The sequence below is a fragment of the uncultured Sphingomonas sp. genome (assembly GCF_964244235.1).
In the GTDB taxonomy this organism is placed as follows: Bacteria; Pseudomonadota; Alphaproteobacteria; order Sphingomonadales; family Sphingomonadaceae; genus Sphingomonas.
The window spans coordinates 1-10,383 of record NZ_CAXTII010000093.1 but is presented as its reverse complement, the minus strand read 5'-3'; the positions used below and the strand labels follow the sequence as shown (position 1 = coordinate 10,383).

Here is a 10,383-nt window from a genome sequence, read left to right as displayed (position 1 = left end):
TGCGCGAGGAAGTCGACGAGCTTCATCAGAACGACTTGCGGATACCGCCAAAGAACGCCCGGCGCTGACCGAACTGTGGCGCACCCACGCCGACGCCCGAGCCGTCGCGAATCTCGTAGGTCTTGTCGCCGACGTTGATCACGTCGAACCGGACCGACAAGCCTTTGAGGAAGCCGGGCGTGTCTAGGCGCTGCTCGATGCCGAAGTTGACGGAGACGTACGATGGAATCTTACCGCCGTTGGGAATGATCCCGTTCGGATCGCCGGCGCGCAGCCCGTCGCCGTAGATCGCATCGATCGACGGCGTCAGCTTGCCGATGCCGTCGTCGAAGGCGTAGCTGCCGCCGCCCGAAGCGGTCCAGTTCTGCGAGTGATCGGTGAAAATGTAGTGGTTCTGGATATAGGCAAGCTCGTCGGGCGCGAAAAAGAACTGGCTAGAGACGATGTTCTTGCCCTTCTCGCGCCCACGGGTGGCATTGCCGTAGAGCGATAGCGGGCCTTTCTTGTATGCCGTCGTCACCTCGATCCCCCAGGCGTAGCCGCGGGCGTAGTTGAACGGCGACAGGACGACGGCCTCGCCGAACTGGCCCTCGTCGAGCAGGTTGCGCTTGATCTTGTAGTAGCCGTCGAGCCCGACAGTGAAACCGGGCAGCACGGTATGGATCACACCGACGTCGAAATAATGCTCGCGCTCGGCCTTCACCGGATCGGCGGTCTGCACCTCGGACGCCTTGGTCGTCCCGTTGAACTGAGAAACGGTCGTCGTGCCGATCAACTCCTGCGGCGGCGGGGTGAAGTCGCGCGCATAACCCGCGTGAAAGGTCGTTGCGTCACCGGCCTTGTAAACGATGTTGAGCCGCGGGCTGAACTGGTTTTCGGTTGTGTATGCGTGGACAGCATCGAAACGCGCGCCGAAGTTGACCGTAAGTTCGGGGGTGATCGTCCATTCGTCCTGCAGATAAATGCCATAAAGCTGGCCGGTCTTGCTGCCGGTCACCGCCGACGCGAACGGTGCGTCGCTCGTCGGACTACCATCGTCGTCCACCGGCAGGACGAGCGAGACGACGCTCGACCGCGTCCGCTCGTTCTGGAAGAAAAAGCCGCCACGCAGCGTATGGTGGTCGGAAAGCTTGTACGACGCGTCGGTCTGCACTCCGTAGGCGAGGCTCGACAAGCGGGAGCGGTCCGAGAAGCCGTTGAAGATAACGTCGCCGTTCTGCGGATCAGGCGTGAATGTCGTTCGCGAATAACGGACGAACGGCGCGACCTGCACCGACAGCGCATCGGCCGAATACTGGTACGCGAGTACGCCGTAATAGGTATATTCGTGCTGGTTCTCGTTGAGCAATGAGGAGTCGAAGTCCGATACGCCGTTGACGGTGAAGCCCGGCGTCTGCCCAGGATTGTTCGGGATCTGGAACCGCCCGGTCGCCGCGCCGCCGAAGGCGCTCAGCCGGCTCGTGTCCGACAGGATTTGCGACAAATAGGCAAAGCCGCGGAACTGGTCGGTTCGGTCATGGATCGCATCGCGTGATGGCGTCGGGTTCTCGATACCAAGGTCGTTCCGCAGATAGCTGCCGCTGGCGAAGTAGTTGAAGCCGCCGCTCGATCCCTTAATCGACGCGCTCGGCTCGATCGTCCCGCGGCTGCCGCCATAAAAGCCGACGTCGCCGCCGTTGTCGAAGGCACCGGTCTGCGTGGTGATGTTGATGACGCCCGACGTGCGGTAGCCGTACTGCGCCGGCAGGGTTCCTGTAAGGAGCGAGATCGAGTCGGCGAGGCGAACGTCGATCGTCTGGCCGAAGCCGGTGATGCTTTCGGGAACGATGACGCCGTTGACGCGAAATTGGATGTTAGCGTGTTCGTTGCGGACGTGGATCGTACCGTAGCTGTCCTGCGCGACGCCCGGTGCCTGGAGCAGCAGGTTGGTCAGGCTGCGGTCCTGCCCCTGCGGCTGGGTGACGATCGCCGCGCGGTCGAACGTATACTTGCTCGCACCCAAGCTCGGCAGGATCGCGTCGCGCGCTTCGTCGAGCCGCTTCGCCGTCACGACGATTTCGTCGGCGGGAGCGCTGGCCGATGGCGCAGCTGCAACGTTTGCTGACCGCGCTGCGACGGAAAGCGCGGAGGTCGCGCCGAGCAGGATCATCTTCAGGACAGCGGACGAACGCGGCATCTCAACCTCATTGCAATGATATACCGTCGCATTGCTATCGAGTGGGAGCGAGACTGCCAAGCACTTTTTGATAGGGGGCGGATGCGCCGTTAACCCTCCAGACGTGGGTTTGGATCGTTAACGGGAGCTCAGCAGGAGCGGCCTACTGACACAAGGGTGTCAGTAAGTGTCGGTTAGACCGCCTCGATACAACGAGGAGGTTAGGATGAAGCACGCATTGGTCGACAATCTGGTGATGCTCGCCGAGCTGACGATCAAGCCGGAGAAGCTTGAGGAGTTCCTCGACTACACGGTGGCCAATCTCAAGGTGAGCCGGTCGTGGCCGGGGAACATCGAGTTCGACATCCTGGTCGATGAGGCCAACCCTACGCGGGTGCTGTTCTACGAGGTCTGGCAGTCAATCGAGCTTCAGCGAGCCTATATGACGTGGCGTGCTCGAGCCGGTGATGTGAGCAAGCTGCTTTCGATGCTGGCCGCCCCGCCGAAGTTCACTCCGCTTCGCAGCATCGCCAATCCGGATCAGCCAGACCTGTAGTCGGTCAGCATGGCGCTGGCCGTCGCCGTCGCGCACAGCATTCCGTCCGCATCGAAGAGTTCGCCGCGCAGGAAGGCGATCGATCTGCCCATGCTCACCACCTCGGCCTTCGCTGTAGTGCGACTAGGACGGACCGGTCGCACGAAGTAAATATGAAGATCGATGGTCGTGATCGTATTCGTGCCCGCCGCAATCGCGAATGGCGCGGGTCCGAGCGTGTCGTCGAGCATGGCGGCGACGAGTCCTCCCTGCACAAATCCAAAGGGGTTCGTGAACTCGGTCCTCGCCAGAAACCCGACTTCGATCGTGCCCGCTCCCGGATTAACCGCGATGAGCTCCCAACCAAGTAGCCGGGCGACGGGCAGCATCGGCAAATCGTCGAAAATCGTAGGAGCCATGAGCGCGATCCGTTCGACTTGCCGCTAGCAGCGTACTACTGACACCCTAGTGGCAGGAGAGCGGAATGCGCCGCGCGGAACGTCTGTTCAGATTGGTCCAGGAGCTGAGGGCGCGCGGCATATGCCGGGCAGCAGACGTCGCCGCTCACCTCGAAGTCAGTCTGCGGACGGTCTACCGCGACATTGCTCATTTACAGGCGTCCGGGCTCCCGATCGAGGGGGAAGCTGGCGTCGGCTACATCCTGCGACCGGGCTTCGACCTGCCGGCAATGACCTTCACCTTCGAGCAGATCGACGCGCTCGCCACAAAGCTTTCGTTCGTCGAAGCCGCCGGAGACCCGTCGCTGGCCCAGGCGGCAAAGGAGGTTCGAACGAAATTACAGGCGTCACTGCCGGAGCCGGAGAAGCGCACGTTGGAGAAAGCCCCGCTGTTCGCAAGCCGCCGTAACGGGCGCGCTGCGCCCATCACGAAGATCGTGCGTCGCGCCATTCGAGAAGCAAGGGTGCTGGAGATTGAATACGATGACGGGCACGGCGATCATTCGCGGAGGCGGGTGAGGCCTTTGGCGATCTGGGCCTTCACCGATGGGTGGCTGTTCGCTGGATGGTGCGAGCTGCGCACCAACTTCCGTGCGTTCCGCATCGACCGAATTTCAGCGCTCATCGAAGCCGGTGATCACTTCACCGACCATCCCGAGCAAAACTTGCAGGCCTACATGGCGACCTTCACCGAGAGTGTCACAAACGATGGATTTTTGACGTAAGTGAGACAGGTAGTGGTATCTCGGCCTGCCGAGCGTCAAAACGCTGGTTTGGAGTGTTAACAGCAACGCCAAAGCAGAGCGCGACGACCGCTTCCGCCCAAACATGGACGTTCAAATTGGCGATCTTGGCTACTGAAAGCGGTCGTTCGGTCAGCGCGATCTTTCCCGATTCTCCGTCTTCGGGGCCAATTTCGGAAACGAGCAATTGGAAACGGGTTTTGGGAAAGCGGAATTTTAGGACCGCCGCCAGCGCGATCGGCGGGGAGGCGCTCCCGCCACGGCTTCCAAACTGGGAAGGTTTGCACGTCCTACAGTATTCTCGACAAACTCGCCCAAATGGTGTGATAGCGGACAGCCAGGTGAATTTGAACCAGTGGTGCATCTCGATCCAGCGAGCGCTCAAGGAGAAGTCTGGACGTTCGACGAGGCAATTGTAGGTTTGCCTATGTGGCGGGGGTTTGCTCGCAGCTTTGAAAGACCATGCGCTAGCGGCTCGCTCACCGGTCATCTTATTGCTGCACCTTCCAGCTAACCCGGACAGCATAATTCATCGGGGAGCATAATCCATATCTCGGTTCCACGATGCGTAAGCTGACGGGCTCTCTTATAGTCTCGGCGACCCGCGTTCGCTTGCCCCACTTTAACGCTGCCTACGACTGCTTTTCATCCCCGAGATTTGCGCCGCATAGCATTACAGTCGGGCGACGAAGACGACCGCTCAGGCGAATGCAAGGACCACTTATGCAACGATGCAACACGTGACAGGCCGATGGTAGAGACCGATTTTGAACTCGTCGAGGTCGGGCCGCGTGACGGGCTGCAGAACGAGCGGGAGATCGTCGGAACGGCGGCCAAGGTTGGGTTGATAACCCGGCTGATCGACGCCGGCGCGCGGAGGATCGAGGTCGCATCCTTCGTCAATCCCCGCCGCGTACCACAGATGGCGGACGGCGATGCGGTGATCGCCGCGCTGCCCGACCACCCGGACGTCAGCTACATCGGCCTCTGCCTCAACCTGCGCGGGGTCGAACGCGCGGCGGCGTCGCGCCACGGCGGCGCGCGCGGCGTCGACGAGGCGGGCTGCGTGATCGTCGCTTCGGACACCTTCGGCATCCGCAACCAAGGGCAGACGGTGGCCGATGGGATCGCTGCCAACGTCGCGATGCTCGCGGCGGCGGCGCGGGCCGGGCTGGTTCCGCAGGTGACGATCGCCGCGGCGTTCGGCTGCCCGTTCGAGGGCGCGGTAGTGCCGGCGCGCGTCGTCGACCTTGCCGTGCGCATGGCGGCAGCGGGAGCCGTCGAGATCGCGCTGGCCGATACGATCGGTGTCGCTGTGCCGGCGCAGATCGTCGACCTGTTCGGCGCGGTCGCCGCCGCCACGCCGGGCGTCCGGCTACGCGCGCACTTCCACGATACTCGCGCGACCGGCATCGCCAATGCCTGGGCGGCGTGGCAGTCCGGCGTCCGCGTGCTCGACGCCAGCCTCGGCGGCCTCGGCGGCTGCCCGTTCGCCCCGCGCGCGACGGGCAACATCGCGACCGAGGACCTGCTCTATCTGCTCGATCGCAGCGGCGTCGCGACCGGCGTCGACTTGCCGGCGATGGTCGCCGTCAACCGCTGGTTTGCCGGCGTCCTAGGCCGCGAACTGCCGTCGCGCGTCGCCCGCGCCGCCCGCGAATAAGCGGCATCAGCGGCCCAGATAGGCGATGGCCGCGGCGGCGGTGACGACCTCGGCGTATTTCGCCTGAAGGTCGAACAGGTTGGCGGCGTGCGGGTCGGGGTGGCGGTCGGCGCAGGCGTCGCCGACGACGAAGGGCGCGAAGCCGTGCTGCAGCGCGTCTAGCGCAGACGCGCGGACGCAACCCGACGTCGAGAAGCCGGCGATCAGCAGCGTGTCAACCCCCGCCGCGGTCAGCGTCGAAGCGAGTGACGTGCCGAAGAACGCCGAGGCATATTGCTTAGTGACGACGATGTCGTCCGCCGTCGGACAGACCGCCGGCGAGAACTCACCCCATGCCGATCCCGCCTCGAACACGCCGAGCACCGGCAGCTTACGGTAGAACAAGCCGCCATCGCCCCCGCCGCGGATATAGACGACGCGCGTGAATACGACCGGGGCGGACGCGGCGCGCGTCGCGGCCATCAGTTTGACGATGACCGGCAACGCCCGCACGAAGGCCTCGTCATAGAGCGGGGCCTGCGGATCGAGATAGGCGACGACGACATCGATCACCAGCAGGGCTGGACGCCGGCCGAACGGCAGGTGCCCGGTGAACGACTGCCGATACGATCCCTCGCGCGTCGCCGACATCAGATCGCGCCGGTTGCGGCGAGGTCGGCGAGCTCCGCTGCATTCAGCCCGAGCAGGTCGCCATAGACGACAGCATTATGCTCGCCGACCTGCGTCGGGGCGGGGGAGCGGACCGACGACGGCGTGTCGCTGAATTTCGGGAAGGCGTTCTGCATCTGGATGCGCCCCCAGCGCGGCGTGTCGACGGCGACCAGCGCCGCGCGTGCGGCGAAATGAGGGTCGGCGAGCATCTCGGGCGCGCGAAAGATCGTACCGGCGGGAACGCTGTGCGCGATCATCGCCGCCTCGACCTCGGCGACGCTATGACGTCGAGTCCAATCGGCGATGAGCGCGTCGAGCTCTACCTGATGGTTGCCGCGGGCGAGGTGGTCCGCGAAGCGCGCGTCGCGCGCCAGGTTGGGCGTCCCCATCGCGGTGCACAGCCGAGCGAACACCGCGTCCTGATTGGCCCCGATCAGATATTCGCCGTCGCGACACGGGTAGACGTTCGACGGGGCGACCCCGGGCAGAACCGATCCCGAGCGTTCGCGGATCACGCCGGCGACCTGATATTCCGGCACGAGGCTCTCCATGACCTGCAGTACCGCCTCGTACAGCGCGGAGTCGACGATCTGCCCGCGACCGGTACGCTCGCGCGCATGAAGCGCGGCGAGCGCGCCCATGCAGCCGTAGGTCGCGGCCAGACTGTCGCCGATCGACACGCCCATGCGCGACGGCGGCCGGTCGGGATCGCCGACGATCGCCCGCCAACCGCCCATCGCCTCGCCGATGCCGCCGAAGCCGGCCCGGTCTGCATAGGGACCGGTCTGGCCATAGCCCGAGACTCGGACCATGATCAGCCGCGGATTGTCGGCCATCAGCACGTCGGGGCCGATGCCCCATTTCTCCAGTGTGCCCGGCTTGAAGTTCTCAATCAGTATGTCGGCGGTCGCGGCTAGCCGGCGCACCAGCGCCTGACCGGCGGGGACGCGCAGGTTGGCGCTTACCGATTTCTTGTTACGGCTGACGACCTCCCACCAAAGCTTGGCGTCACCGCGGCCCCAGTCGCGCATCGGGTCGCCGCCGCGCTTGCCGTCGACACCGGGGGGCTCGACCTTGATGATCTCTGCCCCCATGTCGCCGAGCAGCTGACCGCAAAACGGCCCCGCGATCAGCTGGCCGAGCTCTATCACGCGCAGGCCTGCCAGCGCGCCGGTGTTGACGACGTCGCTCATGCCGTGGCGCGCGACGGCCGCCAGACCGGCGTGCGGGGAGCGGGCAGGCCGGTCTCGGCAAGACAGTTGGCGCGTAGCGTGTCGATCGCCGCGCCGCGATCGAACAGCGCCGGTTCGGCCGGTCGTGCCGCCCGCAGGCTGGTGCGGAGTGCGGCAGTGCCCGCGGCGTCGCCGACGACGACGCCATAGGCACGGGCGCCGGCGACGGTGACAAGGCCTTCACGAACCTCTTTCTCGACAAGATCGGGCTCCCGCAGCAACGGGTCGCCCCAACCGCCGCCGCCCCAGGTGATGAAGTGGAGGCAGTCGCCAGCGGCGACCTGCAGGTTCTCCAGCTTGTTGCCGACGACCATCTGCGTGCCGTCGGCCGTTTCTAGGATCTTCCGTGCCCGGGCACCCGGCAGGCCGCCGTTGACGCCCCACGGCGGCACGAACCAGCGGTCGTCGTGGATCGCGACCATGCCCGGCTCGAGGAAGCGGTAGGTCATCCAGATGCCGTTGCCGCCGCGGTGCAATCCTGCCCCGCCGCTGTCGGGCACCGTCTCGTAGCGCTCGATGCGCAACGGAAAGTAGCGTTCGAGGAACTCATTGGGCACGTTGGTGAAGCCCGGCCACAAAGAGTGGCCATCGGGGCCGTCGCCGAGTGGCCGGCCCGGGATGCCGCCGAAGCCGATCTGGAACAGCTGGAACCACTGGCCGGCCGCGTCGACGCCCGAGTAGAATAGGTGCGGCGACGAGGAGAAGCCCGCGGCGTTGAGAAACTGCGGTGTCCGCTGGCCGAGCAGGCCGCCGAGGATGTCGAAGATGCGCCCGAGCGCGTGCGTCCGTCCGCTAAGCGCCGCCGGGAAGACCGGCTTGAGCAGCGAACCGGCCGGGATTCTGACGTCGATCAGGTCGTAGAAGCCGTCGTTGAACAGGATGGCCGGGTCGAACACCATGATCATGTAGATACCGAAGAACATCCTGAACATATTCTCGTTGAGGTAGAAATTGATCGACGCGTCCGACTGCGGATCGGTCCCGGCGAAGTCGAGCACGACCTGTTCGCCGGCGCGGTACATGGTGCAGCGAATGCGATACGGACCAAATCCCATGCCGTCATCACAAATATAGTCCTCGAAGCTCACCGGCTCCTCGCCGATCGAGGTGGCGATCAGCGTTTTCATCGCCCGATGGTTACGCGCCAGCAGCTGCTCGGTCGCCGCGACATAGAGGTCGTCGCCGAAGCGGTCGCTCAGTTCGAGGACGCGCCGCGCCGCGACCCGGCATGCGGCGATCAGTGCGTTGAGGTCGGCCCGGCACCAGTCGGGCTTGCGCGTCTGGTGCATGACTAGCGTCACGAGGTCCTCGTTATATGCCCCCTTGCGCCAAATCTTGACCGGGGGAATGCGGACGCCTTCCTCAAAGATCGAGTGGGCGTCGATCGGCATTGAGCCGGCGACCTTGCCGCCGATGTCGCTCTGGTGGCCGAACATCGCCGTCCAGCCGATCAGCCGGCCGGCCTTGTAGACCGGCAGCAGGACCAGCCAGTCGTTGCTGTGGCTGATCGCTCCCTCGACCGAATAAGGATCGGACAGGAAGAACATGTCGCCGTCCTCGACCGTGCCCGAATAGCCGTCAAGAAACCCACCGATGAAGCTGCCGAACTGGCCGACGACCATCCGCCCCGCGCGGTCGGCGATTAGCGGGAAGCTGTCGCCCTGCTCGCGAATGCCCGGCGACATCGCGGTGCGGACGAGCGTCGCGTCCATTTCGACGCGCGCGTTCCGCAACGCGTTCTCCACGATGTCGAGCGTTACGGGATCGATGGCGACGGCGGCGAACGGGGCCTGGTTCGTCTCGAGGATCGTCGCGGGCATCAGAGGCTCCCTGCGCGTGGGCGGATCAGGATATTACCGACGGCGTCGACTGTGCCGTCGTGGTCCGCTTCGATCAGCGTCGTCGAGTCCATCTCGACGACGATCGCCGGGCCGCGGACGACATCGCCGGCGCGCAACCGGGTGCGGTCGTAGATCGCGGCCGGCTGCAGCCGGCCGTCCATCCACAGCTCGTGGTCGCGCAGCTTGGCCGCTGCTGGCGATCCGTCGCCCGCCGACAGCCGCGCCGCGGGCAGGTCGAACGGCCGCCCGAGGGCGACGGCGCGCAGGTTCACGATCTCGTGCGGGCTCGCCATGTTGAAGGTGAACAGCCGGCGGTGCTCGTCGTCGAAGCGCGCTAGCAACCCGGCGATGCCGTCAACCCGCAGGACGTCGGGCGTGATCGTCATCGGCACCTCGAACGCCTGGCCCTCGTAGCGGACGTCGATCTCGAACAACGAGGTGATCTCGTCGGCCGGCACCTGCTCGGCGACCAGTTCGGCGATCGTCGCCGCCGCCATCGCGTCGAGCGCCTCGATCAGCTCGGCCTCGTCCGTGTCGCGCGCGAGCGTGTTGAACGACCGCGCGGTCTCGGTCCGCATCCGCGTCGTTGCGTCGCCGAGCGCACACAGCACGCCGGGCGACACTGGTGACACCGCCGGCCAGCTGCCCATTAGCCGGGCGATCGCATTGATGTGGAGCGGGCCGGCTCCGCCGAAACCCATCAGCGCAAAGTCGCGCGGGTCGTAACCCTGCTGGACCGAGATCATCCGCAGGGCACCAAACATGTTCTCGTTGACGATGTCTATGATGCCGCGCGCGGCCGCCATCATGTCGATGCCCATGGCATCGGCGATCGTCTGCACCGCCGCACTGGCCGCCGCCCGGTCGAGCCGGAAGCTGCCGCCGAGCAGGTCCTCTGGCAGGTAGCCGAGGACGACGTTGGCGTCGGTCACGGTCGGCAGCACGCCGCCTTTGCCGTACGCCGCCGGCCCGGGCACCGCGCCCGCCGACTGCGGCCCGACGCGAAGCGCCCGCGTCAGCTCGGGCACCGTCGCGATCGACCCGCCGCCGGCGCCGACGGTCTTAACGTCGAGCGACGAAGCGCGGACCGAAAGATCGCCGACTT

9 protein-coding genes are annotated in these 10,383 nt (G+C 65.3%); 3 read left to right on the top strand and 6 right to left on the bottom strand.

The features are described from left to right. Positions 1–25: 25 nt before the first annotated feature. Complete coding sequence (locus ACFE7D_RS12725) at positions 26–2,176, bottom strand: TonB-dependent receptor (RefSeq protein WP_375395790.1); 2,151 nt, start codon at positions 2,174–2,176, stop codon at positions 26–28. A gap of 205 nt (positions 2,177–2,381) precedes the next feature. On the opposite strand from ACFE7D_RS12725, the gene ACFE7D_RS12720 reads away from it, so the two are divergent. Next, positions 2,382–2,711, top strand: coding sequence for a putative quinol monooxygenase (locus tag ACFE7D_RS12720; RefSeq protein ID WP_375395789.1), 330 nt, complete (start codon positions 2,382–2,384; stop codon positions 2,709–2,711). On the opposite strand, the gene ACFE7D_RS12715 is transcribed toward ACFE7D_RS12720, so the two are convergent. Continuing rightward, positions 2,696–3,109 (bottom strand): PaaI family thioesterase, encoded by a 414-nt coding sequence (locus tag ACFE7D_RS12715; RefSeq protein WP_375395788.1) that lies wholly within the window; start codon positions 3,107–3,109, stop codon positions 2,696–2,698. The genes ACFE7D_RS12720 and ACFE7D_RS12715 overlap by 16 nt on opposite strands. A 65-nt stretch (positions 3,110–3,174) precedes the next feature. Here ACFE7D_RS12715 and ACFE7D_RS12710 point away from each other — a divergent pair, with 65 nt between their 5' ends. Together ACFE7D_RS12710 and ACFE7D_RS12705 are read left to right on the top strand one after the other, a co-directional pair. Then, positions 3,175–3,873: a helix-turn-helix transcriptional regulator gene (locus ACFE7D_RS12710; RefSeq protein WP_375395787.1), complete on the top strand. Its 699-nt coding sequence runs from the start codon at positions 3,175–3,177 to the stop codon at positions 3,871–3,873. A 769-nt stretch (positions 3,874–4,642) separates the two neighbouring features. Continuing rightward, entirely contained in the window at positions 4,643–5,554 is a 912-nt protein-coding gene (locus ACFE7D_RS12705) for a hydroxymethylglutaryl-CoA lyase (RefSeq protein ID WP_375395786.1), read from the top strand. A gap of 6 nt (positions 5,555–5,560) precedes the next feature. Here ACFE7D_RS12705 and ACFE7D_RS12700 read toward each other — a convergent pair whose 3' ends face one another. The 4 genes from ACFE7D_RS12700 to ACFE7D_RS12685 all read right to left on the bottom strand — a co-directional run. Beyond that, positions 5,561–6,184 carry an isochorismatase family protein gene (locus ACFE7D_RS12700; RefSeq protein WP_375395785.1) on the bottom strand — a complete coding sequence of 208 codons (624 nt, stop codon included), beginning with the start codon at positions 6,182–6,184 and terminating at the stop codon, positions 5,561–5,563. Beyond that, a complete protein-coding gene (locus tag ACFE7D_RS12695; protein ID WP_375395784.1) occupies positions 6,184–7,398 on the bottom strand; it encodes a CaiB/BaiF CoA transferase family protein in 1,215 nt (404 codons plus the stop codon). Before ACFE7D_RS12695 ends, ACFE7D_RS12700 begins: the two co-directional genes overlap by 1 nt. Continuing rightward, a complete protein-coding gene (locus ACFE7D_RS12690; RefSeq protein WP_375395783.1) occupies positions 7,395–9,257 on the bottom strand; it encodes a hydantoinase B/oxoprolinase family protein in 1,863 nt (620 codons plus the stop codon). Before ACFE7D_RS12690 ends, ACFE7D_RS12695 begins: the two co-directional genes overlap by 4 nt. Next, on the bottom strand, positions 9,257–10,383 hold a 1,127-nt coding region (locus tag ACFE7D_RS12685; protein ID WP_375395782.1), incomplete at its 5' end, for a hydantoinase/oxoprolinase family protein. The genes ACFE7D_RS12685 and ACFE7D_RS12690, both read right to left, overlap by 1 nt.

Excerpts from the sequence above, each read along its gene's own strand:
- ACFE7D_RS12725 (WP_375395790.1), bottom strand. The coding sequence starts at position 2,176 with ATGCCGCGTTCGTCCGCTGTCCTGAAGATGATCCTGCTCGGCGCGACC.
- ACFE7D_RS12720 (WP_375395789.1), top strand. The coding sequence starts at position 2,382 with ATGAAGCACGCATTGGTCGACAATCTGGTGATGCTCGCCGAGCTGACG.
- ACFE7D_RS12715 (WP_375395788.1), bottom strand. The coding sequence starts at position 3,109 with ATGGCTCCTACGATTTTCGACGATTTGCCGATGCTGCCCGTCGCCCGG.
- ACFE7D_RS12710 (WP_375395787.1), top strand. The coding sequence starts at position 3,175 with ATGCGCCGCGCGGAACGTCTGTTCAGATTGGTCCAGGAGCTGAGGGCG.
- ACFE7D_RS12705 (WP_375395786.1), top strand. The coding sequence starts at position 4,643 with ATGGTAGAGACCGATTTTGAACTCGTCGAGGTCGGGCCGCGTGACGGG.
- ACFE7D_RS12700 (WP_375395785.1), bottom strand. The coding sequence starts at position 6,184 with ATGTCGGCGACGCGCGAGGGATCGTATCGGCAGTCGTTCACCGGGCAC.
- ACFE7D_RS12695 (WP_375395784.1), bottom strand. The coding sequence starts at position 7,398 with ATGAGCGACGTCGTCAACACCGGCGCGCTGGCAGGCCTGCGCGTGATA.
- ACFE7D_RS12690 (WP_375395783.1), bottom strand. The coding sequence starts at position 9,257 with ATGCCCGCGACGATCCTCGAGACGAACCAGGCCCCGTTCGCCGCCGTC.